General features: G+C 34.5%; 24 protein-coding genes and 2 tRNA genes. 8 read left to right on the plus strand and 18 right to left on the minus strand.

The features are described 5' to 3' along the window. Nucleotides 1-2 precede the first annotated feature (2 nt). From JQC67_RS16615 to JQC67_RS16645, 7 genes are all read right to left on the minus strand, one after another. On the minus strand, nucleotides 3-1142 hold the full coding sequence (locus JQC67_RS16615; protein ID WP_203254041.1) for a M20 family metallopeptidase: 1140 nt from the start codon (nucleotides 1140-1142) through the stop codon (nucleotides 3-5). 45 nt (nucleotides 1143-1187) lie between these two features. Then, on the minus strand, nucleotides 1188-2183 hold the full coding sequence (locus JQC67_RS16620; RefSeq protein WP_238934879.1) for a GRP family sugar transporter: 996 nt from the start codon (nucleotides 2181-2183) through the stop codon (nucleotides 1188-1190). 10 nt (nucleotides 2184-2193) lie between these two features. Beyond that, nucleotides 2194-3093, minus strand: coding sequence for a ribokinase (gene rbsK, locus JQC67_RS16625; protein WP_203254042.1), 900 nt, complete (start codon nucleotides 3091-3093; stop codon nucleotides 2194-2196). Nucleotides 3094-3100: 7 nt separating this feature from the next. After that, on the minus strand, nucleotides 3101-4114 hold the full coding sequence (locus JQC67_RS16630; RefSeq protein ID WP_238934881.1) for a nucleoside hydrolase: 1014 nt from the start codon (nucleotides 4112-4114) through the stop codon (nucleotides 3101-3103). A gap of 1216 nt (nucleotides 4115-5330) precedes the next feature. Further along, entirely contained in the window at nucleotides 5331-5804 is a 474-nt protein-coding gene (locus tag JQC67_RS16635; RefSeq protein ID WP_317198380.1) for a VOC family protein, read from the minus strand. Nucleotides 5805-5967: 163 nt separating this feature from the next. Beyond that, the gene (locus tag JQC67_RS16640) at nucleotides 5968-6597 is read right to left on the minus strand and encodes an NAD(P)H-dependent oxidoreductase (protein ID WP_203254044.1); all 630 of its coding nucleotides are present in this window, start codon (nucleotides 6595-6597) and stop codon (nucleotides 5968-5970) included. Between the two features lie 43 nt (nucleotides 6598-6640). Next, a complete protein-coding gene (locus JQC67_RS16645; RefSeq protein WP_203254045.1) occupies nucleotides 6641-7090 on the minus strand; it encodes a DMT family transporter in 450 nt (149 codons plus the stop codon). Between the two features lie 183 nt (nucleotides 7091-7273). Between JQC67_RS16645 and JQC67_RS16650 the strand changes: the two genes are divergently transcribed. The 3 genes from JQC67_RS16650 to JQC67_RS16660 all read left to right on the plus strand — a co-directional run bounded on the left by JQC67_RS16650 (nucleotide 7274) and on the right by JQC67_RS16660 (nucleotide 12108). Beyond that, entirely contained in the window at nucleotides 7274-7993 is a 720-nt protein-coding gene (locus JQC67_RS16650; RefSeq protein ID WP_203254046.1) for a DUF4386 domain-containing protein, read from the plus strand. A gap of 69 nt (nucleotides 7994-8062) precedes the next feature. Then, nucleotides 8063-8938 (plus strand): ABC transporter ATP-binding protein, encoded by an 876-nt coding sequence (locus JQC67_RS16655; RefSeq protein WP_203254047.1) that lies wholly within the window; start codon nucleotides 8063-8065, stop codon nucleotides 8936-8938. Further along, a complete protein-coding gene (locus JQC67_RS16660) occupies nucleotides 8938-12108 on the plus strand; it encodes a M1 family aminopeptidase (RefSeq protein WP_203254048.1) in 3171 nt (1056 codons plus the stop codon). Before JQC67_RS16655 ends, JQC67_RS16660 begins: the two co-directional genes overlap by 1 nt. A gap of 298 nt (nucleotides 12109-12406) precedes the next feature. On the opposite strand, the gene JQC67_RS16665 is transcribed toward JQC67_RS16660, so the two are convergent. The 8 genes from JQC67_RS16665 to JQC67_RS16700 all read right to left on the minus strand — a co-directional run bounded on the left by JQC67_RS16665 (nucleotide 12407) and on the right by JQC67_RS16700 (nucleotide 18467). Then, a complete protein-coding gene (locus JQC67_RS16665) occupies nucleotides 12407-12709 on the minus strand; it encodes an antibiotic biosynthesis monooxygenase family protein (RefSeq protein ID WP_203254049.1) in 303 nt (100 codons plus the stop codon). Between the two features lie 41 nt (nucleotides 12710-12750). Beyond that, on the minus strand, nucleotides 12751-13152 hold the full coding sequence (locus JQC67_RS16670; RefSeq protein WP_203254050.1) for a DoxX family protein: 402 nt from the start codon (nucleotides 13150-13152) through the stop codon (nucleotides 12751-12753). A gap of 18 nt (nucleotides 13153-13170) precedes the next feature. Further along, nucleotides 13171-13791 carry a hypothetical protein gene (locus JQC67_RS16675; RefSeq protein ID WP_203254051.1) on the minus strand — a complete coding sequence of 207 codons (621 nt, stop codon included), beginning with the start codon at nucleotides 13789-13791 and terminating at the stop codon, nucleotides 13171-13173. 189 nt (nucleotides 13792-13980) lie between these two features. Beyond that, nucleotides 13981-14709 (minus strand): GNAT family N-acetyltransferase, encoded by a 729-nt coding sequence (locus JQC67_RS16680; protein WP_203254052.1) that lies wholly within the window; start codon nucleotides 14707-14709, stop codon nucleotides 13981-13983. Nucleotides 14710-14786: 77 nt separating this feature from the next. Further along, nucleotides 14787-15404, minus strand: a complete 618-nt coding sequence (locus tag JQC67_RS16685; RefSeq protein ID WP_203254053.1) for an NADPH-dependent FMN reductase — start codon at nucleotides 15402-15404, stop codon at nucleotides 14787-14789. Nucleotides 15405-15484: 80 nt separating this feature from the next. Then, nucleotides 15485-16123 carry a Crp/Fnr family transcriptional regulator gene (locus JQC67_RS16690; RefSeq protein ID WP_203254054.1) on the minus strand — a complete coding sequence of 213 codons (639 nt, stop codon included), beginning with the start codon at nucleotides 16121-16123 and terminating at the stop codon, nucleotides 15485-15487. Between the two features lie 509 nt (nucleotides 16124-16632). Further along, on the minus strand, nucleotides 16633-17364 hold the full coding sequence (locus tag JQC67_RS16695; protein ID WP_089259853.1) for a LytR/AlgR family response regulator transcription factor: 732 nt from the start codon (nucleotides 17362-17364) through the stop codon (nucleotides 16633-16635). Then, nucleotides 17361-18467, minus strand: coding sequence for a sensor histidine kinase (locus tag JQC67_RS16700; RefSeq protein WP_203254055.1), 1107 nt, complete (start codon nucleotides 18465-18467; stop codon nucleotides 17361-17363). Before JQC67_RS16700 ends, JQC67_RS16695 begins: the two co-directional genes overlap by 4 nt. Before the next feature lie 143 nt (nucleotides 18468-18610). Here JQC67_RS16700 and JQC67_RS16705 point away from each other — a divergent pair, with 143 nt between their 5' ends. The 5 genes from JQC67_RS16705 (at nucleotide 18611) to JQC67_RS16725 (ending at nucleotide 22159) form a co-directional block, all read left to right on the plus strand. Beyond that, a complete protein-coding gene (locus JQC67_RS16705) occupies nucleotides 18611-18979 on the plus strand; it encodes a hypothetical protein (RefSeq protein WP_089891035.1) in 369 nt (122 codons plus the stop codon). Between the two features lie 56 nt (nucleotides 18980-19035). Then, on the plus strand, nucleotides 19036-19734 hold the full coding sequence (locus JQC67_RS16710) for a hypothetical protein (RefSeq protein WP_203254056.1): 699 nt from the start codon (nucleotides 19036-19038) through the stop codon (nucleotides 19732-19734). Between the two features lie 21 nt (nucleotides 19735-19755). Then, complete coding sequence (locus JQC67_RS16715; protein WP_203254057.1) at nucleotides 19756-20787, plus strand: S1C family serine protease; 1032 nt, start codon at nucleotides 19756-19758, stop codon at nucleotides 20785-20787. A gap of 85 nt (nucleotides 20788-20872) precedes the next feature. Continuing rightward, complete coding sequence (locus JQC67_RS16720; RefSeq protein WP_203254058.1) at nucleotides 20873-21031, plus strand: hypothetical protein; 159 nt, start codon at nucleotides 20873-20875, stop codon at nucleotides 21029-21031. 21 nt (nucleotides 21032-21052) lie between these two features. Then, nucleotides 21053-22159 carry an adenylate/guanylate cyclase domain-containing protein gene (locus JQC67_RS16725; protein WP_203254059.1) on the plus strand — a complete coding sequence of 369 codons (1107 nt, stop codon included), beginning with the start codon at nucleotides 21053-21055 and terminating at the stop codon, nucleotides 22157-22159. A 545-nt stretch (nucleotides 22160-22704) separates the two neighbouring features. Here the strand turns inward: JQC67_RS16725 and JQC67_RS16730 are convergent. The 3 genes from JQC67_RS16730 to JQC67_RS16740 all read right to left on the minus strand — a co-directional run bounded on the left by JQC67_RS16730 (nucleotide 22705) and on the right by JQC67_RS16740 (nucleotide 25111). Then, nucleotides 22705-22779: transfer RNA gene (locus JQC67_RS16730), tRNA-Pro, on the minus strand. Between the two features lie 99 nt (nucleotides 22780-22878). Next, a tRNA-Ser gene (locus JQC67_RS16735) sits at nucleotides 22879-22966 on the minus strand. A gap of 96 nt (nucleotides 22967-23062) precedes the next feature. Continuing rightward, entirely contained in the window at nucleotides 23063-25111 is a 2049-nt protein-coding gene (locus JQC67_RS16740) for an HD family phosphohydrolase (protein ID WP_203254060.1), read from the minus strand. Between the last annotated feature and the right edge of the window lie 111 nt (nucleotides 25112-25222).

Below are 25222 nucleotides of genomic sequence, written 5' to 3' on the forward strand. Positions count from 1 at the left end.
AATTACTTTGTACTATTTTTAATAATAATTGCGTTATAAATTTCAACGGCTTTTTCTATTTTATCTACATAGCAAAACTCATCAGTTTGATGCGCCATTTCAGGCTCACCAGGGCCAAGAATAATTGTAGGTATGTTATTTAAATGTGGCATAAATACCGAAGCATCTGTCAAGAAATTAGCAGACTTTTTAACGGACTTATCTGCACTATCTATCTCGAGAATATCAAAAATGATTTTAATAAAATCATTCTTTTCTGAAGTTGAAATAGCGTTTAAATCTGTAATTTTTTCGAGTGAAACTTCTTCACCAAACAATTCTTTTAATCGAATCCAAACTTTATCATTTTTATAAGCTGTAGTTGTTCTTACATCAATTGTAAATGCAGCCTTATCAGGTACTGAATTTAAGTTTAATCCACCTTCAATTCTGCCAACATTAATGGTCGGATATCCTAATAACTCATCTTTTGGAGCTTCAAATTTTAAGTCTTCGATTTTAACAATAGCCCGCGAGGCTTTATAAATAGCATTATCACCTAATTCAGGCATAGATGAATGCGCGGTTATACCTTTGGTGTATGCGTTTAAGTATAATCCTCCTTTATGACCAATAAATGGAAGATTTCCGGTAGGTTCACCAACAACCATTGCACTAGCCTCTCCTAAATCATAACCACTTTGGCACAAATGCTGAGCACCATTACAACCCAATTCTTCATCTGCTGTAAAAACAAGCTTTATACCACCTTTAGGAGAATCATATCGGTAAGTTTCTATTGCCGCAACAATCATAGCAGCAACACCAGCTTTCATATCTGTAGAACCTCTACCATAAAGTTTATTATCAATAATCTCTCCTGCAAAAGGATCTTTTGTCCATTCATTTGCACCTAAAGGAACCACATCTAAATGACCTGTAAATAGTATTGGAGGTTTATCTATGGATAGACCTTTAGTTGCAACTAATTGTAAACGGTCTTTTGCATAAATAGGATAATCTACTTCAAAACCATTTTTCAATAATAGTTCACCAATATATACTGCTAATCCTCCTTCGTTACCTGGGGGGTTAATAGTATTAAAACTAATAAGCTTTTGTGTTAATTCAATAACATTTAATTGTTCAACTATCTCACTCAAATTTTAATTTCTTTAATATGTTAGTTTCATTAAGTAGCTCTTAATTTATCGGGCCATTATAATTAATGCTAGTCCAATTACATACAGCACAAGCATTATATTGAGCATTGATGAAACGCCTTTTGGAGCTCCTTTAAACTCTTTCCAAATGTAAATTCCCCATAATGCGGCTACTACAGTAGCTCCTTGCCCTAAGCCATAAGAAATTGCTGGCCCAGCTTTATCAGACGCCAATATGCTAAAAGACATCCCCAAACACCAAATCATTCCTCCAAGAATTCCAATAGCATGATTTCTACTACTGCCTTTGAAATATTGAGATATCTGAATGGGCTGTCCTTCAAATGGCTTTTTCATTAATACTGAATTAAAAATAAAGTTACTTGCCAAAACACCTATTGAAAAAATAAAAACTGCTGTGTACGGACTTAATTTTCCGGGTTCAGGAATATCAAAATTTAAAAACATCGAATTAGCTACATATTTGTAAAAGAAGCCCATCAATAATCCAGCAACTACAGCAAGTACAAGTCCTTTTGTTGGCAAACTACCTTTACTACTAGAAAGTTTAGAATAAGCCTTTGCATTTAGTAGCATGGCAATAACAATTAAAGCTACACCGCCAAATAATAATGTAGAATTACCAACTGGTGAATCTATATAATTTACGACAACCCCTATTACCAATGCCAAACCAATACCAACAGGAAAAGCAACAGACATACCGGCAATGGTAATTGAAGCCACTAGTAAAATGTTTGCTAAATTAAAAAGTACACCACCTATAAAGGCAAGTTGTATGTACTGCTCTTCTGCTTGTCCTATATCTTCTATAAAGGGTCGACCACCTTCTCCAAAACTACCTAATGTTAATCCGAGTAAACCTGAAAAAATAAGGATACCGATAACATAATCCCAATAAAATAATTCGAAGCGCCAACTAGATGACGCCATTTTTTGAGTATTCGCCCAAGAACCCCATGCTAACATTGTTAGGACACAAAATATTACTGCGATGGAATATGAATCTACTATAAACATAAGTTCAGTCTTATTTAATTTCTTCTAGTGTAGGTGCAGATATCTGTGCTCCCAATTTTGTTACCGATAAAGCCGCTGCTTTATTTGCAAGTTTGATACTATCTTCCCAATTATCTCCTTGCGCCAAAGCAGTAGTTAATGCCCCATTAAAAACATCACCTGCAGCAGTTGTATCAACAGCATTCACTTTAGGAGGCATCATTAAAAAGTTGGTTTCAGCATTCATGAAAAACGCACCTTGACTACCCATTGTTATGATAACATTCTGAACACCTTGTTCTAAAAAATAATTCCCTGCAACCTTGGCACTTTTCACATCAGTAACTTCAATACCTGTTAAAATAAAAGTCTCTGTTTCATTGGGGGTAATTAAGTATAACCCTTTTAAAATAGCAGCTGATAATTTTGCCGCTGGTGCAGGATTAATAATTAATGGCAATTTATTGGTTTTACATTTTTCAGCGAGAGCTTCAACAGTTTCCATTGGCACTTCCAATTGCGTAAGTACTATTTTAGCAGTTGAAAATATCGATTCTACCGCATCTAAGTGAGCAGCATTTAACTGAGCATTTGCGCCGGAAGCGACAACAATTTCATTTTCACCCGAAGCATTTACAGTGATTAAAGCTACACCTGATGCTGTATCCTTTTTAATTAGCGCGGCATCAACATCGATGCCTTCATTTTTATATTGAACAAGGGCATTTTTCCCAAAAACATCATCACCAACACAACATATAAAACTTACATCGCCTCCTAATCTTGCAGCTGCAACAGCCTGATTGGCTCCTTTTCCACCAGAAAACATATAAAAATCACCACCAATAATCGTTTCACCCGGTTTAGGAAATCGTTCAGTTTTTACAACCATATCAGTATTTGAACTTCCGACTACAACTATTTTAGACATATTACATTTATTTTGTTTTTGGAGTTGCTTTTTGCATCGTTTCAAAAAAATCAGCTAATAGTGCCTCTTTATTAAAATCTTCCCACAAAACTATTTTACGGGAATTGTTTGGACGTTCCACCCATTTACCATCAATTAAAATTGGCGTTGCTATAGTTCTAGTTTTCCCCCAGCTCTGATTTTTCAGAACAGCCACAGCAACCATATCAAATAATGCTCGGGTGTAACTTTCATTGTCATGTGCTTCAATATTTTTAAACAAACTAACAGAATAATCACCAAAAGTATTAAACACGCCATCATGCCTTCCGATAACCGCTTCTTTAGCTATAGGCCCCTTTCCTGGCATTCGACTATTAATTTCATGCACACTTACTCCCACCGCATCAGTACCTGAAGGTTCACCATACCGTACGGTTACCATTTCAAAGGGAATTGAACTATTAAGCACGTAGTTCATTGCAACTGTATCATTCTCTTGATTGTATTCACCAGGATGGGGGTAATTAGATCCTAACCAAACAATTTTAGTACGATTTGCAAAAGTTGAATCCTTTTTTAGCGCAAGAGCTATGTTTGTTAATTTACCAACTGCTATTATGGTAACCGAATCTTTCTTAGTTTCATTTAAAATAAAATCAACAGCTTCGCGACCATCATAATCTGATTTATCAATTGTATTTTCAATTTCTGAATAACTTTTATCAGCCCCGTTTATTAAAGGAATGTCTTCTTTATTACATAACTTTAAAATTCGTTGAGCTTCATCATAATGATTTTTAAGCTCACCCCCATTAATAGTTGCATTAACAGTTACCCCAATGGTTTCAAAAGCATGCTCATTAAAAAGTAAATATGCTAAAGCATGTTGATCATCAAGTTCATTGTTGGCATCTGTATCGAATATTACTTTTATCCTTTTTGGTGAATTTTTATCAGTCGTGAGCGTTACTTGAGATTCTGAAATAGCATCATAATTTGAGTTCTTTTTCTCACCACATCCAATACAAAGTATAAACAAGAAACAAACTATAAAAGTAAAAAATGATGTATTATACGGTCTATTTAGCATAATTCTTAAATTAATTTTGGTCGCATTTAATTGTTAAAACATTCTATTGTAAAACTACTTTTCTAATTTGAGGGTATAAAAATACCACTGCCATTATCCTATAATGATTAGACAATTTCAACTATTCTGTTCTTAATCTTTGTCCTTCAAGCATCATTTTCGGAAATATTCTTGATTTTCATCCCAATTTTCACTGTATTGATGACCATTATTTTCTAAAAAATTAACAGTTAATCCTACTATCTCGTTAAAGCAAACTGACATACGTTTAGTTCAATCAAGTAGAATAACTATAGAAATTTCACTCAATGTTTTGGTTATTGATTTAACAACTATTGAACAATAACAGAATTCAAAACGTTTATCAAAATGTTTGCGTGTACGAACACATTTATCGTCAGCAATATAATATCAAAACCACTAATATAAGAAAATGTTTCACAATTAATTCTTGTCAGCTGCAACTAAAAATCAATAGAATATGAATCTTAGATTCAAAACTTCCATGAAATAATCATATTATAAAACTGAAATAATTTCGGCAAATCTATAGTTGTTTGAAAAACAGATAATTAACTAAAATCAAACAAAAACTAAATGTAGAATTACCTTCAAATTTAATTCAAGCCTTATTGTTTTCTACAATTATTATAACCATGAATCACCAAAATATGTAACGCAGAAAGACCTAACCTCAAATAGTATTGACGTGCCACATATAAAATAATAACCTAAATGAACTTTTTAACTTTTGCAAGACTAAACAACTTAAAAACAAAAAACGTTGCAAATCATAAGATCTACAACGTTATGCAACTAGACGAACTAGTTAAGTCGGGGTTGCAGAGTTAGAACTCTAACAACATTCATTTGAAAATCAGATTATTACAATATTTCTTCTAAAACAGGACACGTGTAAGGACATGTCTCTCAGCGTTTTGACGCTTTCATATAATAAAGATAGTAAAACGATTCAGAACGATTCATATTTAATCCTGATGAGAAAAAAATATTTAAATAATAGCAAAGCATTAGCCTTTGAATATTTAACTCAATAAACTTATCGCTAACTAAATAGTAATTCTTTTATAAAACTATAAGCATCAAAAGACTAATGAATTATTTAAACTTTAAGTTGAATGCTAATGACTAATCTACTATTGCTTTAATCCTTTCTCGAGGTAACCCTAATGTAATAACCATCGGGATCAATCAATCTAAAATCGGTAAGCCCCCAAGGCCTTTCTTGTAATTTGGTACGTATTGGGTAACCGCTTCCTTTCACTCGCTGATAAATAGACAATACATTATCAACTTCTAATACAATTTCCACTCCTATTCCACGGCGTGAATCACTTTCTTTTAATTTTAAAAAATGGTCTACCGGCAATTTAACATCTGGTCCTATTCCTAAAATCACAGAACCATTTATCACTTGTTGGTAGGATTGACTTATTGAATCTCCTACTATGGAAAAATTTAGAATTTTACTATAAAAGTTAACTGATTGTTCTACGTTAGAACTGAAAAGCTCCAAACGAAGGGATGCATTTCTATCTTGAGAATATTTCATAAAACTAAAAATAGTAATGAGAAGGAATAGAAAAATAATGACACTATGTATTTTTGGTAATTTCACTTCGCGAAATTTAGTTGTACTTAAAAATTTATAAATTCAATATTATAATTCTGGTTTTTCAAAATCCATAAGGTTAAAGATTACAAATCCAAAATTCTATTCCGCTACCCAATACAAAGGAAATCGAATTTTTCAACTTGGTCCTTTGAAAGATCAAGATTGTTTATAAAGATTGGAAAAGCAGCTCTTTAGACTTTCTGACTTTTTCCCTAAATTGAGTATAATCTTCTTCTGATCTAAAACCGACTGGGGCTATCACAGCTGCATTCAGGCCTTTCTCTTTTAGTTCTAAAATTTCATTGTACTTGTCTGATTCAAACCCTTCCATGGGACATGCATCAATTTTTAATTCCGCACAGGCCATTAGAAGGTTTGACAAAGCCAAATAGGTCTGTTTTTCTGACCAACTAGTCCATTCCGAATCAGTTTTTTGCGATAAGCTTTCTTTGATAAAATCGCCATAGACAGAAAGCTTATCCAAAGGTGCTCCTTGGATTTTGGCTGTTGCTTGAATATAATCATCAATATGCCTTTCACTTCTTTTAGTATAATTACAGAAAATAAATAAATGTGAAGCATCCGTTATCTGTGACTGATTCCAAGAAGCCTTTTTAAGTAGCTTTCTTATTTTTTTATTTTCAATGACCAGTACCTTATACAATTGCAGGCCGTACGATGAAACCGACAATTGTATAGCTTCCTTCAGCCTTTCAAGGTCTTTATCGCTTATGTTTTTAGACGGATCAAATTTTTTAGTGGCGTAACGCCATTTTAGATTTTCTAATAGTCGCATAATATTTGTTTTAAGATTCTTATTTTCAATTACTCCTTATAGTTTAGCTCTCTTTGATTAGAAATATGCCAATACACATGGTCACCACACCAAGAATCTTTTTAAATTCCATTGGTTCTTGAGGCATCCCAAACCAACCATAATGACCCGCGATCGCCGAAAATAGAAGTTGACCAAACAAACCGAGTGATATCATAGTTGATATGCCCAGTTTTGGAATTGTGTAATAATAAAGGCAAATACCAATTACACTAAAAAGTGCCCCAGTAAACCATAAATATTTGGGTATACCGAACAGTACCGATACTTTGGGTAAGCTTTTGAGGCTCAATATTACCATGAGTAAAGCGAAAACCATACTGAAAAAGAAAGCTACCAATGACGCCATTAATGGATTTCTAAGTTGAACACCTAGCTGTGCATTGAATCCACCTTGCATGGCCAAAAATATTCCCCCTACAATAGCCAGTATTATGTTGATGTTTTGGTTCATGTTCTATTTATTGATGACTCAAAATTATTGGGAAGGTTTCTTTAAAAACTTAAGGTAGATTAAGAAATAAATTAGGAGTTGAAGGTAGATTTGTGTCTGGTTATCAAAATGATATGAGTTAATTCATTTTATAACCATAATCAATTATCCGTAGAATGGATTAATCAAAATTAGAGAGAGTTTATGAAAGATCTAAAGCGAATATCAAAACTATCGGGGATTGCCTACCTCATCATTTTCATTACAGGGATTTACGCAAACTTTTTTGTATTGGTACGATTGGTTGAGCTCGAAAATCCAACATTGACAGTTATTAATTTATCAACAGAAAAATCAGCTTTCGAACTGGCAATTTTCGGATTCGTAATTATGTTGATTTTTGATTTGGTATTAGTTTGGGGATTGTACAAATTGTTTCGGTCGGTAAGCTGGGAATTTACGTTAATGGCCTCGACCCTTAGGTTGATAAATGTTCTAATTTTTGGCGTTGCACTATACCATCTTATAGCAGTATTTCATATCGTAACATCAATTGATTCCATAACTGTACATAACCAATTTTTGGAAACCAAGGTTATAAACCTGCTCAACGATTTCAACAATATATGGTTAATCGGATTGTTATTTTTTGCTTTTCATCTCGCACTTTTGGCGTATTTGGTTTGGAGATCAAGTGCTGTTCCCAAATGGCTCGGAGTACTGCTTATGATTGCGGCCATAGGATATGTCGTTGATAGCTTTGCCCAATTGTTCTTGCTCAACTACCCCGATTATGAATCGTTTTTTGCACTGGCGGTAATAGTTCCTGGGGTAATCGGAGAATTGACTTTAACATTCTGGTTATTGTTTCGAAGCAACAAGTTTGCAGAGCTGCCCTATTTAAGTAACCTGAATCGGGCATAAAATGGTAAAGAAATATTGTGGTACAACATTGAAAATAGTCAATTAATGTCTTAAAAGAAGTTTAATATAATGAATACATTAAAAATCAATAATCTTAGTCTTACTTATAAAAATGGACATCAAGCCATACAAAATTTTTCTTTGGAGATTAATAACGGGATGTTTGGATTGTTAGGTCCAAACGGTGCCGGAAAGTCTTCTTTGATGAAAACTATAGTAGGGCTTCAAAACCCCTCGTCAGGAAGCATAATATTCAATGAGGTTGATATCGTTGGGAATCCCAATTATATCAAAAAAAATTTGGGGTTTCTACCTCAAGACTTTGGGGTGTATCCAAAAGTAAGTGCCAATGACCTTCTAAACCATATCGCCATTTTGAAGGGCATAAAAAATAATGATGAACGTTCAACTCAAATTAAATATCTATTGCAGAAGGTGAATCTTTGGGACTTTAAAGATAAGGAGGTTCATACGTTTTCCGGCGGGATGAAACAGCGTTTCGGCGTGGCGCAAGCCTTACTGGGAAAACCAAAAATCATTATTGTAGATGAGCCAACGGCAGGACTGGACCCAGAAGAGCGTAACCGCTTCAATACCTTGTTAAATGACATTAGTACCAAAGTAATTGTCATTCTCTCCACACACCTGGTAGAGGATGTAAGGAATTTATGTTCGGAAATGACGATTATGAATAAAGGTCAGATTTTAAAATCCGGTAAACCGAAAGAATTGATTTCAAAACTGGAAAACAAAATCTGGTCAAAGTCAATCAAAAAGGATGAATTGGAATTCTATCAATCAAATTTCAACATTATCAGTCAGCAATTAATAGAAAGACAATTACAGCTTACTGTATTTTCAATGGAACGGCCAAAGAATTTTGAAGCCACAACACCTTTGTTGGAGCACGTTTATTTTCATGCACTTTCTCAAAATAACGAATAATGAACTCCATAATTCAATTCGAATTAAAGCATGGTTCAGGGCATTGGGTTACTTATCTTACTGCTCTAATTCTAATGTTTCTAGGTTTCTTTTCCGGTAATAGGTTTAATCTAACTGCTGGAGAGGGAATTTACCTCAATTCCCCGTACACCATTGGTTTTATGATGGGAATGTTAAGTCTGTCGATTATATTTTTTGCCATTTTATTTTCAAACCAACTCCTTTTTAAAGAATGGGATGCAAAATTCGACAGTGTTTTTTTTGCGCTACCAGTCTCTAAGATGTCATTTTTAAATGGGAAATTCGGGCTTCTATTCCTAAAAACATTTATATGTTTTGGACTGCTTATTTTAGGTTTTGTCATAGGTCAAAATTTGCGGATTGGAAGTGAAATGCAAGATGGCTTTAATACGGTGCACTATTTGTACCCACTGCTTTTATTCGGATTGCTCAATTGTTTCTTAGTTTGCAGCTTTTTATTTTTTATAGCCTATGCAACTCGTAAGAAGCTATTGGTAGTTGTAGGCGGCCTATTGCTTTATGTCCTTTATATGGTGCTTTTAGTGTTTTCAAACTCCCCATTTATGTCCGGTAGTTTACCCCAATCCATAGAAACACAACAAATTTCAGCCCTATTGGACCCCTTTGGTTTGTCAGCTTATTTTTTTGAAGCAAGAACATTTTCAGTACAACAAAAGAATGAATTTATTGTTCCGTTGTTCGGATTGCTATTAATAAACAGATTTGTAATCGTTCTCATATCAGGATTCTTTCTATGGATGAGTTATCGATTATTTTCTTTTTCCAGAAAGAAGGGTAAAAGAGCCCCTAAAAAAATAGGGATAGATGCGACAAATTTCATAACAACACCCAAAAAAGTCAAAAATCCTCAACTTTATTTTGGAGATTTTGCAAGTTTTAAATCGGTGCTGTCTTTTGCGAAAATAGATTTAATTTATCTCTTTAAAAGTGTCACTATTGTTGCCGTCTCCATACTTCTAATGTTTTATATAGGAATGGAAATGTACGCCGAAATAGATAAAGGCATTCGATTACCAGGAAAATATGCGAGTTCTGGACTTTTGGCTACATCGATTTCTGAAAACTTTCATTTATTCGGGTTATTGATTTTGGTCTATTTCATTAATGATGTGTATTGGAGAAGTCATTCTTCTGGCTTCAATTTGATTGAAAAAAGCTCTTATTTTTCCAAAAGTAAGATGAAGGGGCATTTAGTTTCAGTCAGCGTTTTAGCGTGCTTTTTTACTGTACTGCTAATTTCCGAAGGATTGATATTTCAATTCAGCTACAATTACCTTCATATTGATTGGAATGCGTATTTAGGGGTAATTATCTTTAATACAGCACCTTTACTTCTTTTTACTGCCTTTTTGTTGTTGATAAACGATTCTATCAGTAATCGATACGTTGCTTTAGGCGTTTCAACGGTAGCGGTTTTTGCGTTAGCAACTCCATTATCCAAAACAATTCTTCCTTATCCATTATTACAAATTTTTTCAGGCTTTAAAGGTAATTTCAGCGATTTTAACGGTTATGGAGTTTATAGTTCTGCTTTCTCTCAACGGCTTTTATTCGGGCTCGGCTTCATCTCTTTATTATGGTTACTTAATGATTTTTTAAGGACAAAAATGTGGCATATTAGAAAGTCTATTTTCGTCTCTGTTTTAGTGGTTTTGGGTGTTGTTAGCGGAATTCAATTCATGAAAGGGTATGTGCCTAAAGATGACGAAAAGTTAATTGTAAATGCTGTGAATTATGAAAAAGATTTACGTGGCTACGAAATGATGCCACAACCCACCATTACCGATGTGACTACTGAAGTTCAACTATATCCCTCCGAGAATGCATATCAAATTCAAGGGGAATATATTCTAGAGAATCAAACCGAAAAACCTATTGATAAAATATTGGTCAATTTTCATCCCGATTTACAAATTGAATCCGCTTTGTTTAGAGGCACGAATGAGCGTTTGAAAATAGATGTGCAGGAAACTGAAGTAAAATTGAAATACCCATTACAATCTAATGAAAAATCAAGTTTAAACTTCACTATAACATACAAATGGTTTGCTGTAAATGGCCATCAATCTTTTAATGCCATTGTAGAAAATGGATCGTTTATGCGAATTAGCAATTATTTTCCATCTATTGGTTATCAGAAGGATCGCGCAATTGAAGACGAACAAACGCGCAAAGAATTTCAATTAGGGAAAGCTTTAGAAGTAAAGAAGTTGGAAGCGCCAGAAGTTTTCAAGAACGATTTTATCAATTTGAATATGACCGTTTCTACAGAAACTTCACAAACTGCCATAGCAACGGGCGATTTAGTAAAACAATGGTCTGATGCTAATAGAAATTATTTCAACTATAAAGCTAAAAATATTCCTTTTCGATTTGCGGTGTCATCCGCTGTATACGAACATAAAACGATTCAGCACAAAAACATAGATGTCAATGTGTTTTACACCAAAAACCATTTTGAAAATGTAGCCCACTTACTTGATAATGCTAAACTTGCATTGGATTATTGCATAACTCATTTTGGAGCATATCCTTTTAAAAGCATCAATTTTGCCGAAATTTCTTCTTTTACCAAAGGATTTGCAGCGACCGCGTATCCTTCAGCCATCTTTATGACAGAGGATATGATTTTTCATACGAATCTTCAAAGCGATAAAAAACAAGATGTCATCAATGAGTTGGCCGGACACGAGCTTTCCCATCTTTGGTGGGGAAATAGCCAAATAAACCCAGACGATAGAGAAGGTGCTTCAATGCTCACCGAAACATTGGCAATGTACACTGAAATGATGCTGTATAAAAAGATGTATGGCAAAGAAAAAATGATGGAACGTTTACAAATTCATCAACAAATCTATGATAGTGAAAAAGGATTATATGAAAACCAACCACTCTATAAAGTGACTAACGGAAACTCTCATATTGCTTATTCTAAAGGAGCAATTGTCATGGTAGAGCTATCTGAAGTATTGGGAGAGCATAAAGTAAATTTGGCACTTAAAAATTTCCTTTTAAATAATCAAAACCCTAAAAAACCAACATCGTTAGATCTACTTGAGGAATTTTATAAAGTTGCGCCCAATCAACAGATTAAAAACGAAATAGACAAACTATTTAACCGAATTTAAAAATAAATAACGGAGGTAAAACAGATTGATAAGAAAATGTATATGTATGGAAAGCATTCATTAGGCTTACACATCCCTTTTGAAAGAAGGGGTCTAGTTATTTTTTTAAATACCTGTCTTAAACATCCATGCTAGTCTAAATAAATCCGAAGACTTCTTTTATTGTTAAAGGTTCGAAAATTCAGGTTCAACAGCTAGGTAATTAGCGAATTGTTCTTTTTTGGTATGTGTTGAAGTAGCTCGGACCCCTGATGATTACTATAAATTTATATAGGAGCTCCTCACGTGAAGTCAATTGCTAAGGTTGCAGCAAATCATTTGTAATATCCAAATGGAAAAGCACATCTGTACTTTCACAACTTCTCTTCATTGCTTGAATCAGTTCATTAGTGGTTTCGGGAAGCTTGCTTCCTGCCTGCTCCCATGTTTCCTTATTAGGCCATTGGGCGTAAGCCATATAATTACCTTCTTCATCTTTATGAAGACGAGAGCCTAGACCACCTGAATAGTTCATAAATGCTTCTGTCAATTTTTCCCATACAATTTCAAAGTCATTTTCAAAACCATTGATAACATTGAACTTATAGATTACAACGTGCATTATTTTATTTTAATAGTTAACATAGATGATAAAAAAAAGGGTTAATCCCAATGATTGGAAGTTGACAAGGCGTATTTGCCAGCACCACTCACGTAAAATACGATTCCTGCCATTAGATAAATAAATAATAAATCCAAAGACCATCCTCCAAATTGGTTCAATTTAAATATATTTTGGGTTTGCGCCATTACAATAGCCACTAGGCAATTAAAGGAGAAAATCAATCCGGCCAATCTGGTTCTAAATCCCATCATCAGCATTAAAGGGGCTACTATCTCGCCAATAAAAATGCCATTTGCTATAAACTTTGGCAAACCATATTGTTCAAAAAGGCTTCCAATAAATCCCGTGCCTTCGATTACTTTGTTGATACCATAAATCAACATGGTAAAGGGTATCGCCAATCTTAGAATTAAAATTCCTAGGTTCTTGTTTCTTTTCATTGTATTAAATATTTAAGGTTAAAAATTATACTTTAGAAATATGCCCATGTTCTGTAACTTTTTTCGAGCGTTGTTGAACTGATCCAGGTTTAATGCCAACCCAGTTATCAACTGTTTTTTTAGCATTCCGATTTTAAACTGTTGCAATCCTCTGATATATCCGTTGGCATTTATGTTTGCCGTCGCAAGAAGATTTATATAGCCTTTATAGTCATTACTTAAATCCGGGGTATAACTTAATACCAAGGATTGCTCAAATGAAAACCCTTTTTGATATGTACTGCCAGCAGTATAGGCAAAGGAAAAATTGGCCGTTCTAAATGAAAAACCTAAAGACACTGTGCAGAATGCCCCTGGATTCTTAATCCCTATTGCAGTGTTGAGCTTAACTTTTTCATTGAAATGATAAGAGAAATTATTCCTGACAAAGTAGATATTGTTGGCATCCTCTTCATATTCGGTATCAAATAGTGTCAAATTATCAACAGATAGTCTTGGATTGATCGAATATTTAATTAGATGTTTATAGGTTACAGAACGGTTGCCTAATACTAAATCTGGTGAGAAGTTCAATTCTTGACCCGCAACGCTTAAAACGGTCAAATAAATCAAAATAAGTAAAGATATTTTTCTAGACATTGCTGCTATTTTTGATTCACAACAAATTTATAGTCAAGCAATTGGGGGTTGATTAAGGTAGCTTAAGAAATCAAGTGGACCGAAAGAAAACTATCGGGTCGATTCGGATGATTGCATAAAAAAGGGGCAGCTGTTTTCCATTTATTGAAACAAACAATTACCCTTTCATATTAAATTTACATCTCGTGTTCAATTCATGGGCAAGGAGTAACTTTCCAAAACCCCATAAGTTTCAAACCCCATTTTGGTATAGATCCTTTCTCCCGCTTGTGAAGCAACCAAAAACACTTTTTTGCTTTGGTTCTTTATAGCTTCATTAACTAAAAGTTGTGTCATCTTTTTTCCAAGTCCCAATCCCCTGTAATCAGCTATTGTGCCAATCATATGGATACCGGAAACGCCATTTTTGTCCAAATAAACCATGCCACAACTGGGAAAAGAATTCTGGTATGTCCCCAGAAAGAGTTTAAACGCGGGGTCCTTGTATAGCGGAATTACTGTGGACGTTTTAACAGGGTATCCAAAGGACTCGGATGCTACTTCTGCAAATAGCCTAGCTTCGTATTCCGAATGAACCTGTAGAAAATCAGAATCCGTAATGTTACCATATAAAGATCCATTAGTTGTCAAAGCCATGGCCTTTAATGTAGAAGTTAAACTGTACCCATTAGATGTCAGTATTTTTTCAACGGACGCCTGTTCATACACCTCGACTGAATTAGGTAACTTTTTTGATCGTATTTTTTGTTGGAGATCCTTTAGGTCAAGCGCATCAACGTTTATATTGAAAATCTTACTGGGCCATGAGTTTTCAGATGGATGGGTGCTGTTAAAACCTTTTTCTTTTTTAATGAAACCACCATTATGCCCTATTTGTTTCCAAAACGCGAATAAATGTTCAATTATTTTTTTGTTCATGATTTTCTGTTTTTGTTAAACCGATAAAGAAGGAACTGCAAAATATTGTTTAATCATTCCAAGTAATTAGTATATATCTATAAAAATCCTTTTGATTTAAACTGTTTGGTAATCTTAGTCATTAGTTCATCAATTTCGAATGAACCATCTTTTTCCGGAAGTGGTTTGTCTTTTAAGAAGCTTATAACCAGACTTTTAAGTAGGTATGATTCCTTTATATTATTCAGACTTTTAGTGTCCTCATTATAATTCTGTTGAAAGCTGCCCAACGAAAAACGGCCTACGAGCTGCCCTCCCCATCGTGGTATCAGATTGGCCAATATTTCCAAATGGGTACTACCTCCCGTTGCTCCTGGTGATGTACTTAAAAGAAGAATGGGTTTGTCGCCTAAGAAACGTTGGTCTATTCTTGATAGCCAGTCAATGGTATTTTTTAAAAAAGCCGTAGGAAGACCATTATGTTCTGGAGAAGCTAGAATAAATCTTTCTGCCGAGGCAAATAATTGAAATAGTTTTTTGGCAAGGTCTGGGATACCTCTTTGTTCTATTTCCTGACTGTAAATTGGTAGGTTATATTTTTTAAGGTCTACAAACTCAATCCCGCTGTTAGGGAATTCCTTACTAATGTATTTTATCAACTTTTCGTTTATAGAAGCTGGATTGTTGCTGCCCGTAAATGCGACTATTCTTTTCATTTTATACTGAGTTCAATGATTGCAGTACAAACCTATTAGAAGTAAAAATGAATAATCTTAATCTGGATTAATAAATGAGTTTATCTCAAATTTTTGCGAAGGGTACTTAGAAATTCGGGAGTGATACCCAAATAAGAAGCGATCATATATTGAGGGACCCTTTGTTCAATTTCCCTGTATTTTGTGCGGAATTCTAAATATCGTACTTCAGCTGATTTTGCCATCGCATCAATTGTGCGATATTGAAAAGCGACATAGGCATTTTCAAATTTTATCCTAAAGAATCGCTCAATTGCAGGAACCGCATCATAAAGGTTATTCAAAGTGTCTCGTTGTATTTGCAGAATTGTGCTTTTTTCCAAAGCTTGGACAAATTGTTTAGAAGGAGTTTTGGTAAGATAGCTATATAGGTCATTCACCCACCATTCTTCGATACCAAATTGAACGATATGTTCTTTGGCCTCTTCATCCATATAATATGCCCTTAAACATCCCTCAGCAATGAATTGCATATGCGAAGAAATTTCTCCTGCAAATAATAAAACTTCCTTTTTCTGTAAACGGTTTTCTTTAAAGCTGTTACTAACAATTACTGCCTCTTCATTTGTAAGTGTAATTGTTTGTCGTAGATGTTTTATGAGTTTATCTTTTGCCTCCAAAATCGAAAAATAGAGTTTTAAGCTAGAAAAATTAACTATTTCATTTAGAACATTGTTCATTGGTTTTACAAAATTAATAAACTATTGATAAGTAATTGATTAGAAGATAAAAAGTTACGGTTCGAATCCGTGTTCCCCGAGAACCTAAACCAGCAACATCAAAAAAGACGGGGGTTTGGCAAAGTGATAGGTAAAACAAGTAACCGAATAGGTCTCCCTGAAACTTGATTTTTATAGGATTTTGGATTTTTATAAAAAATAAAAACCTGAATTTCAGGGTTTTATATTCAATTCGTCGGGGTGGCAGGATTAGAACTATACCACTCAATATATTATATATCAATCAGTTACGGATTTAAAAACCTTACTGTTAACCGATTTGTTGACACAATGATAAATGAACTTATAGCAAAATGCTTAACTTTCTGATGCTGTAAATATATCATTTGTCTGATTAAAAATAATATTAAAGGCGAACAAATTTTATCTACATCGATATTTACCAATAAATATCAGTTATAGAAAACCTTCTTTTAATGGGACACTTATCTTTTTAAGTAATCCCTAAATCAGTCCCCCAATAAATTGTGCTGATCAATTAGCTTAAGAAATTCGTCTCGTTTGTTTTTACTCACTATGGCCGTATGATTTTTTAATCTAACCATATAACCATCAATACTGTCTATATGATTGATATTGACAATGTGAGAACGATGTATCCTGTGAAAATTGGCAGGAAGCATTTCTTCTAATTTACTCATTGACTGCAACGTCATAATTTTACGATCATGAACGGTAATTAACTGTACATAGGGACCTTGGCCATTAATGACAATGATGTCCTGAAATGCGACGCTGATGATTTTACTGTCTGCTTTAATAAATAGTTTGTCCGTAGGCGGAGAGATTGAGGGTGATGCAGTTACGGGATAATCAGCTTTTGAATCTTTAAGTGAAATAGCTTTGGTGACCGCTTTATAAAATCGGTCGAAATCTATCGGTTTTAACAAATAGTCTACAACATCGAGTTCATAACTCTGAACTGCAAACTCGGAATAGGCCGTGGTAAGTATGGTAGCTGGCCTGTTCGGTAAGATTTTCAGAAAGTCCAGCCCCGTAAGATCGGGCATTTGTATATCGAGAAACAAAACATCTATACGATCATTTTTAATATGGTTGAGCGCTTGCAGTGCAGAACTGCAGGAAGCCACAAGTTCCAACTCAGGGACTTTGCCAACATAATCCGAAAGAATCTTTCGGGCAATATGTTCATCATCGACAATTAGACATTTCATTTTCATAACGTAATCTTTAGGTCTAGTTGATAGACGTTATTTTCCTTGGTGATATCAACTTCGTGCTTCTCTGGGTAATTGGCCTCTAAAAGTTTTAATGAATTTCTAAGCCCTATTCCCATTTGATCCCTTTCAACTTCCTTAACTTCATCCTTGAAGGTATTTTCTGTCTTAAAACTAAGTTCGTTTTTTTCCACTTCCAAACCAATCTTGATCCAACCTCGGGGATTGGTTTCCAAATCGGAGTGTTTAAAACAGTTTTCAATAAAATTGATAAGGATCATAGGCGCAATTTTATTGTTATCCGTAATTCCTGCATGATAGAAATCAACATTGCGGGAATCTTCATGCTTAAGCAACTGTATACTCAAATAGTGTTCTATCAGTTCCTTTTCTTTGGCCAAAGGTACCTTGGGCCGATCGCAGTCATACAGTAAATAACGCAACAGCTTGGATAGTTTTGAAATCATTTCAGCAGCTCTTTCATCTCTCAAGTATGCAAGCCCGTAGATGTTATTCAACGTATTGAACAGAAAATGAGGGCTTATTTGACTTTTTAACAATCTCAGTTCGGCCTCGGCTCTTTCCACTTTATGTTCAACTTTTTGAACTGCATTAAGGTAATAAACATGTGCTACTCGAATACTGGCCACAAAAATTATTCCTAATAAAACCATTAAAAGCCACAAAGCGATACGAACCGATTTAGGGGCGTATTGGTCACTGATCTGGTTTAACCCCAATATTTCCGCCATAATGGTATGCGCATAGATTCCGATAACAAAAAGAATGATATTCGTGGTGATCAACAGTCCCAATCTTCGATTGATGTTCCCTTCCCTAGCCAAGTATTCGGGAAAGAGTTTATACCCAAAAAGCCAAATAATCAAGGAACCTAAAAATATATAGGTTACCAAATAGTAAATAGTATCTGCGAGACTTCTTTGATATGCAAGTACCAAACTGATGGAGATATGTATCCCAAACCATAGGATGTAGGGGCCGACTTTAAAAAATCGCTCCGTTTTAGACAATGCGCTGCTCATAGGAACAATATTAGCGTCATCTTCTAATTTTTCATAATCAAATGAATGAAATGATGATTTCATGGTACGAATTGTTCGTTTTGATAATTAAAAGGCTTAGTTGCCCTCAACATCCATTTGGTTCATTTATACAGCAATTTCGTAAATTTTTTTTGCCACTGGCCCGCTATCAAAATAGTTTCGCCCCGTAATCAAAAAATATAATCATGAGAAATATGAATCACTTAATCACAATTTCCTTTTTTGTCCTATCGATTAACTTCTTTGCACAAGATAAGCAAGATGAACAAAATGAGATAGTTGCTGTTTGGACTACAGCAGATGAAACAAAAGTAGAAATCTATAAAGAAGGTAATATATACCTTGGAAACCCTATAAACGCAGAGGGAGAGCGAAACACAGACATCGAAGTACTCAATTTGAAGTATCAAGAAGGTAAATGGGTAGGCAAGATATACTCCAAAAAGAGAGAAAGGCTATTGGATGTAGAATGTCAGATGGAAGGGGATAAACTTAACCTTAAGGTAACTGCACGCTTCATATCCGCTGATCTACAGTGGAGCCGAGCGAGATAATAAAGCTTGTTCCAGATCTGAGTTTTTCTTTATCAAGTTTTCAAAACTAATTTAAAATGAAAAAATATATTTTTATAATCGTTTTTCACATAACCACAACCGTTGTTTTTGCTCAAGAAAGCAACTATTATTTTGGAATTTCTTATGGAAAAAGTTTTCCATTAGTAGATTTTAAGGATGACGCTATCAACAATTCCAATGCAGGTTTCGCAGAAAGCGGAAACAAGTTGGATTTATATGCAGGAAGTGCTTTAAGCGAAAAGCTGAATTTAACATTAACTTTTCGTTATCAGAAATTTGATACCGATGTCACCACATTGGTAAAAGAATTGGAAACAACAAATAAAGCAGCAAATTTTGTTAGTAGTTCCGATGTTTGGAAAACCTATTCCCTTCTTACAGGAATTGAATACAAAATAAATTTGGGCAGAAAATTCAGTCTCTATCCCCGTATCGGATTGGGCCCTATGCTTGTTTCTAACCCACAGATGTCAATAACGGCTACGAATGAAAACACCAATACTGAAGTAAATCGCTCTAGTGAGACCGGTTTGGGTTTAGGCTACGAATTTGGTATTGGGCTTAAACGTGACTTAGGAAACTACTTTTGTCTAATGCCCACTTTTACTTTCAGCGGTGGTTTTGTAACAATTTCCGGTGTTGACACAACAATTGACAATGGGCGCATCACTTCAAATTACAAGCCCAAAATCATCACATTCAATTTAGGACTTTCACTAGCCTATAAATTTTAAACTAACAATAAAATGAAGTCAATGATTACAATTAAAATGCCCATCTTTCTTGTGGTATTCTCTTTTACATTAGGCATCGCCAATGCCCAAGATATAGCATCCCTTTACAAACAAGTAAATACATCCGTTGTTACTATTCTGACCGAATCAAGATTATTTGAAGAAAGCCATCAAATGATTGTCGATGAAGGTATCGGTTCAGGTGTTCTTATTTCAGAGGATGGAGAAATCTTAACGGCCGCCCATGTCGTCAATGATGCTGAAAAAGTCGTCGTCAAATTTTTAAATGGGGAAGAAATTCCCGCTAAAGTGATTAGGTCGGCCCCAGTTGCGGACATAGGGTTATTGAAATTATCGTGGATGCCCAAGGTATATAAAGTGGCAAAAATGGGAGATTCGGATAAGGTCTCGGTAGGAGAGCAGATTATTATTTTAGGAGCTCCGTATGGTTTGGAACATTCACTTTCTTCCGGCTACATTAGTGGCAGACAAAAGCAAAAAACCAGGACCTCTGGCTTTGTAATCAATGAGTACTTTCAAACGGATGCATCGATAAATCAGGGAAATTCCGGTGGTCCAATGTTTAACTTGCAAGGAGAGGTCATCGGAATTTCAAGCTACATCATTTCAGAATCTGGAGGTTTTCAGGGGTTGGGTTTTGCAGCTACTTCCAATTTAGCCAAGAAATTGGTTGTGAACGGCAATAGAAGATGGAACGGTATTAATGGTTTTATTCTGGATAAAGAATTGGCATGGATGTTAAATGTCCCCATTAATGGCGGCTTGCTGGTTGAATCCGTAGTTCGGTTTTCACCTGCATATTTCGCCGGAATCAAAGGCGGATTTGAAACTATTACCATTGAAGATGAGCATTTGATTTTAGGAGGGGATATTATACTATCGGTAAACGGATTTCCATTGACCAAAGAAGCTTTTGAAAAAGTGGATAATGCAATGGCTAATAGATCGGATTTCTACAAAATGAAAGAATTCGTGCTAAAAGTATTGAGAGGTGGTAAGGTAGAAGAGCTTACAATTAGCTTTAAAGGCTAGGAGCTTTGATTTAGGATACATCTTCATTAATTAGACAACAGCTACATATAATCGAAAACATTCAACAATTTAAATTGTACAAACAATGGAATTAAATACAAATCAATTGAAATTTTTAAAAATTTACCGATCTAGTGAATCATACGGTGTTTCTTTAGTAGACAATGAAGAATTTGAAATAACAAAAGGGTATGGTAGTACGATAATTGAAGCTTTGAATGATATGCATGAAAATTTAATTTAGGAGATGCCGATTAAATTTTTCATGAAAAAAATCCCAAGAAAACTCAAGATGATGTTTCCAATGAAACACGTGCCCTTTATACTTGAATCCGTACTTTATTGGACACTGGCTTTTCTGTTTTATGTATTTCTGAAATTCTATGGTATCGACAACCTTGGGTTGCTTCCAACCCAACATATTATCTTTAAAGACCTTCTTTTGCCCGCAGTCTATACAGGTGCTTTGCTAGGTGTCTTTTTTACTTTAATTGAATTTGTTTTTCAAAAAACATTCCTAAAAAAGTTGGTGCTTTGGTTACAGCTCCTGATCAAGTCCTTGGCATATTTTGTTATCCTTGTTGCGCTACTCACCGCGGCCAGAACGCTTATTTTAGATGATGGTAATGAATCTTTTTCCAGTGAACGATGGTGGTGGATCCAAAATAAATTCTTCAGAACTTCTTTAGTATACTTTCTAGTCGCACTCTTTGTGTTTTCATTTTTACAGATGGCAAAAGATAATTTCGGCAAAGGTATTTTTGCTAAAATGCTCTTGGGTGTCTACAAAAAACCACAAAAACTAGCCCGTATATTTATGTTTTTAGACCTAAAATCATCGACTGCTATTGCTGAAAAATTAGGTGATTACAGATACAGCCAGTTTATTCAAGAGACATTCGTTGAGCTAAACGAAGTCGTATCAAAACACGATGCTACCATATACCAATATGTAGGTGACGAAGCAGTACTTGTATGGACCTATAAAGGCGGATTACAGTTTAATAATTGTGTGGAAGTTTTTTTCAAGTTCAAAGAACAATTAAAAAGTAAGAAAGACTATTACCAGAACAAGTATGGGTTTTATCCCGAATTTAAGGCTAGTGTCCACGGTGGAACTATCGTATTTACCGAAATCGGAACAATAAAAAAAGAGCTGGCGTACCATGGAGATGTGATCAATACTTCATCAAGAATTCAATCACTTTGCAACAAATACCAACAGGAACTGTTGGTTTCTGAAACGATATGGAATGTAATCAATAGTAAGAAACAATATGATAGTCAGCTATACGTGGATACTTTCTTAAAAGGAAAAGATGAAACACTTACGCTATTCGGAGTTCAAAAAGTTGGAGATTTAGTTTCGTAAACTACTTTTTTTTTAATGACCAACTATTAAACGACCGTTTTATAGGAATACCTCGTAAAATCACGACCTATTCTCATCATGTCCCTTCGTGGTTTCTTTTCATTCTATTTTTAATAAAGAATTTCTATATAATAAGACTTGGACCCAATCCCAGATTTTGGCTATCCTCTTCCCTACCTCATCATATTGTGTAGGGAATGAATGCTTCATTCTCTGGTCAAAATCATTAATCAAGTCCGCTTTTAATCGAAAAGTCAAAACCTCGATTTAAGATATATTCCAATTCTCAACATTAAATATACGAATAGCAAAAATCAAGTGATGGAGATCAAAATATATAGGTTCTAATCCCATTTCCCCGATGAACCTTTTCAAAGTCTCCTTATTTTCGATACGTTTGGCGTACTGAAGTAATTTGTTATCCGATTTGCTGACCTTTTTCTTGGGTTTTAATACAAAAATAGCGGTTTTCGACAAATTCCTAAAACGCAAAAACCTGATAATCAATTGATTATCAGGTTCTAAATGTTAACAAAATGTTAAAGTCGGGGTGACAGGATTCGAACCTGCGACCTCCGCGTCCCAAACGCGGCGCGATAACCGGGCTACGCTACACCCCGATAATGAGTGTTTTTTCTATTTTTCATAGAAAACAATGAATCAACCGGTGTTAACATTCATTGTATATATTTTCAACTGCCTACTCTCGCAGAAAATTGCGGAGAGACAGGGATTCGAACCCTGGGTACCCTTTTGGGGTACGACGATTTAGCAAACCGTTCCTTTCGGCCACTCAGGCACCTCTCCTATTTCTTTTAAAGAACTTTCACAAAACCCTATCGGGAAATTGCGGTTGCAAATGTACTTTTTCGTTTGAACTAACGCAACTATTTTTTACTTTTTTTATTCAGGATATTCTACTCGCAAATGATATATGTTCGTAAGCTTCTGTTTCATAACCTTTTTGACCGTTTCAATCTCTCGAAAAGTAATATTTGCATTGATAAATTGGCCAGCATCCATTTGCCCTGCAATTATCTTGTCAACAAATGCATCAATTACCAAAAAGGTAGGGTTTTTAAGGCTTTTGGAGGCAGCCTCAACAGAATCAGCCATCATTAGAATAGCAGTCTCTTTAGAGAATGGTAATGGCCCAGGATATTTAAAATCCTCAATATTTACATTCTTTTCAAGCTCTTGTTGCTTTTTATAAAAATAATAGACCGTATTTGTACCATGATGCGATCGAATAAAATCAATAACTCGATCTGGTAAATTGTTCTTTCTGGCTAATTCAATTCCATTTATAACATGATTGATAATTATTTTTGCACTTTCCTTCGCCGTAACCTCATCATGCGGATTTACATTTGTGATTTGATTCTCGGTAAAAAAAGTAGGATTTTCCATTTTACCTATATCATGATACAATGCCCCTACCCTAACCAACATCGCATTTGCGCCAATTTCATTAGCCGCAGCTTCTGCTAAATTCGACACTTGTAAAGAATGATGAAAAGTACCTGGCGCTTTATTAGATAATTCTTTTAAAAGTTTAGAATTGGTATCTGAAAGCTCAAGTAAAGAAACGTCTGATACTAAACCAAAAACCTTCTCATAAATATAAATAAGCGGCTGTACAAATAAGGTTATCATTCCATTTAGCAGAAACAAACCGATTGTAAACCATTCTATATTTTTCAAACTGCCTTCATGAATTGTATGAAATGCGAGATATCCCACGATATAAATCAAAGTAATTTGACCTACTGAAATAAATAAGTTAGCTCTTTTATAAAGCTGAGAAACCGTTAAAATGGTAATGATACCTGCAATAATTTGAAGAAAAATATACTCGTAACTATTGGGCACCACAAAGCCTAAAATCAAAACTGCCAGCACATGTACAAAGAGAGCCAAACGGGCATCAAAAAACGTTTTAATGATAAGTGGCAATATACATAGTGGTACCACAAAAATATAAGCTTCATTATATTTCACCACTAAAGTGGTAATGAACACCATCAATACTATATTAAAAAATATAAATGTTACTTTGGTATTATTGTCAAAAATTTCAATTCTATACTTTTTAAGAAAAAGAAAGAGCATCATCAAAACCAAAGCCACCAAAACAGTATAACCACTAATGATGTAATAAAAATTATTATTTGCCCAAAGTTCTGAAGCAAATTCCTTTTTCAAGGAATTCAATACATTTAAATTTTCAGCCTCAATCACCTCTCCTCTTGCAATAATTAAATCACCTTCAGTTAAAGCCCCCCTAGTATGTGAAATTTTAGAAAGCTCACTTTCAATGGCTTTACTGGTTAAATCCTTATCAAAAGAAACATTTGGTTTTATTAAACCGGCAAATAATTTTTGATAACTAGTAGAGAACGAACTCAAGCCTTTTCTCTTTAAATAAGCCGCAATAGAGGTATTTAAATATCCAATACTTCTAAGACTATTATATTCTATTCTAGTTGCTTCTTGATTCTTTACTATGTAAATATCTTTAAAAACACTACCCTTCGCTTTGGTGCGCACAACTCCATTTTCATATAAATCGTTGAGTATCTCATTCGCTGCTTCTTTTAGGGTAATAAGTTGTTGCTCTGTGTATTTATCCTCAGAAAAAATTACTGGAAATCGTTTCTCAAAAGCATCGCTTACATCTTTAAACACTTGCAAATCACACTTATAATAATCTAGCTTTTCTTCTTTAATTTGCTTTTGTTCATTCAATATTTCACTTTGACTTTTACTGATCGAAAAATCAAAAGGAGCATATAAATTATCATACTGCCAGGTTTTCCCTTTTTGAAATTCATATTTAAATTGTCCTCCCTTCGGAAAGAAGAATACAATAAAGCACACTGCCGCTATGTACAATAGTGATTTATAAATAAGGGATTGATTTTTAAAAATCTTGTCCAAAAAATTTCGCATGAGGAAGGTATCTACTTTCAAAAATAGAAAATAAAAAGCTTAAGAATGATTTATCGCATAGCTTTACTCAGTATTTCCATATTCTTTAACGATTTGATTGGTCGATTATTT

The sequence above is a fragment of the Aurantibacter crassamenti genome, assembly GCF_016811105.1.
GTDB classification, from domain to species: domain Bacteria; phylum Bacteroidota; class Bacteroidia; order Flavobacteriales; family Flavobacteriaceae; genus Aurantibacter_A; species Aurantibacter_A crassamenti.

What these genes read in the sequence shown, in the direction of transcription:
- JQC67_RS16620 (WP_238934879.1), bottom strand. Translation starts at nt 2,183, where the DNA reads ATGTTTATAGTAGATTCATATTCCATCGCAGTAATATTTTGTGTCCTA.
- rbsK (WP_203254042.1), bottom strand. Translation starts at nt 3,093, where the DNA reads ATGTCTAAAATAGTTGTAGTCGGAAGTTCAAATACTGATATGGTTGTA.
- JQC67_RS16640 (WP_203254044.1), bottom strand. Translation starts at nt 6,597, where the DNA reads ATGCGACTATTAGAAAATCTAAAATGGCGTTACGCCACTAAAAAATTT.
- JQC67_RS16645 (WP_203254045.1), bottom strand. Translation starts at nt 7,090, where the DNA reads ATGAACCAAAACATCAACATAATACTGGCTATTGTAGGGGGAATATTT.
- JQC67_RS16650 (WP_203254046.1), top strand. Translation starts at nt 7,274, where the DNA reads ATGAAAGATCTAAAGCGAATATCAAAACTATCGGGGATTGCCTACCTC.
- JQC67_RS16655 (WP_203254047.1), top strand. Translation starts at nt 8,063, where the DNA reads ATGAATACATTAAAAATCAATAATCTTAGTCTTACTTATAAAAATGGA.
- JQC67_RS16660 (WP_203254048.1), top strand. Translation starts at nt 8,938, where the DNA reads ATGAACTCCATAATTCAATTCGAATTAAAGCATGGTTCAGGGCATTGG.
- JQC67_RS16665 (WP_203254049.1), bottom strand. Translation starts at nt 12,709, where the DNA reads ATGCACGTTGTAATCTATAAGTTCAATGTTATCAATGGTTTTGAAAAT.
- JQC67_RS16670 (WP_203254050.1), bottom strand. Translation starts at nt 13,152, where the DNA reads ATGAAAAGAAACAAGAACCTAGGAATTTTAATTCTAAGATTGGCGATA.
- JQC67_RS16675 (WP_203254051.1), bottom strand. Translation starts at nt 13,791, where the DNA reads ATGTCTAGAAAAATATCTTTACTTATTTTGATTTATTTGACCGTTTTA.
- JQC67_RS16680 (WP_203254052.1), bottom strand. Translation starts at nt 14,709, where the DNA reads ATGAACAAAAAAATAATTGAACATTTATTCGCGTTTTGGAAACAAATA.
- JQC67_RS16685 (WP_203254053.1), bottom strand. Translation starts at nt 15,404, where the DNA reads ATGAAAAGAATAGTCGCATTTACGGGCAGCAACAATCCAGCTTCTATA.
- JQC67_RS16690 (WP_203254054.1), bottom strand. Translation starts at nt 16,123, where the DNA reads ATGAACAATGTTCTAAATGAAATAGTTAATTTTTCTAGCTTAAAACTC.
- JQC67_RS16695 (WP_089259853.1), bottom strand. Translation starts at nt 17,364, where the DNA reads ATGAAAATGAAATGTCTAATTGTCGATGATGAACATATTGCCCGAAAG.
- JQC67_RS16700 (WP_203254055.1), bottom strand. Translation starts at nt 18,467, where the DNA reads ATGAAATCATCATTTCATTCATTTGATTATGAAAAATTAGAAGATGAC.
- JQC67_RS16705 (WP_089891035.1), top strand. Translation starts at nt 18,611, where the DNA reads ATGAGAAATATGAATCACTTAATCACAATTTCCTTTTTTGTCCTATCG.
- JQC67_RS16710 (WP_203254056.1), top strand. Translation starts at nt 19,036, where the DNA reads ATGAAAAAATATATTTTTATAATCGTTTTTCACATAACCACAACCGTT.
- JQC67_RS16715 (WP_203254057.1), top strand. Translation starts at nt 19,756, where the DNA reads ATGATTACAATTAAAATGCCCATCTTTCTTGTGGTATTCTCTTTTACA.
- JQC67_RS16720 (WP_203254058.1), top strand. Translation starts at nt 20,873, where the DNA reads ATGGAATTAAATACAAATCAATTGAAATTTTTAAAAATTTACCGATCT.
- JQC67_RS16725 (WP_203254059.1), top strand. Translation starts at nt 21,053, where the DNA reads ATGAAAAAAATCCCAAGAAAACTCAAGATGATGTTTCCAATGAAACAC.
- JQC67_RS16740 (WP_203254060.1), bottom strand. Translation starts at nt 25,111, where the DNA reads ATGCGAAATTTTTTGGACAAGATTTTTAAAAATCAATCCCTTATTTAT.